The sequence below is a fragment of the Bacillus sp. AFS023182 genome (genome assembly GCF_002560575.1).
GTDB classification, from domain to species: domain Bacteria; phylum Bacillota; class Bacilli; order Bacillales; family Bacillaceae_G; genus Bacillus_A; species Bacillus_A arachidis.
In genome coordinates this window covers 1-551 of record NZ_NTRO01000100.1, presented here as the reverse complement: position 1 = coordinate 551, position 551 = coordinate 1, and the positions used below count along the sequence as shown (strand labels likewise).

General features: G+C 37.4%; 1 protein-coding gene. It reads right to left on the bottom strand.

Annotated features, from left to right (window positions below; all coding sequences use genetic code 11):
• Positions 1 to 38: 38 nt before the first annotated feature.
• Positions 39 to 551: IS3 family transposase (locus CN288_RS26545; RefSeq protein ID WP_141528020.1), on the bottom strand; the 513-nt coding region annotated here is incomplete at its 5' end.

Here is a 551-nt window from a genome sequence, read left to right as displayed (position 1 = left end):
TGAAGTGAACCCTGAAAATGGGACACACATCAAAACACCTAAACTACCTGTCCCTTATATTCTTTAGGGGGTAGGTAGTTTAATTTTTCCTGAATTCGCACACAATTGTAGTAATGAATGTATTCTAACACAGTCTTTCGCACAGTTGTGTTGGATACTTTTGTTAGATTTTGTGAGTAGAAAGCTTCACTTTTCAAATGTCCGAAGAAGCTTTCCATGACGGCATTATCATGGCAGTTTCCTTTCCGAGACATGCTTGTGATAATGCCTTTTTCTTTGGCGTACATCTGAAATTGCTTTGCTGTATAGATGCTTCCTTGATCCGAATGAAGAATGACACCTTCTACATTTCGCCCTCTTAATGCTTGTTTTAATGTCTCTATAGATAATTGAAGGCTAGGTGATTCACTTATCACCCAGCTAATAATTTCGCGATTAAAGGCATCCATGATTGTGGAAAGATACAAGGTACGTTCTCCGAATGTCAAATATGTTACATCAGTAAACCATTTTTCATTAGGAGCTGATGCTTCAAATTGTCGATTTAAAAG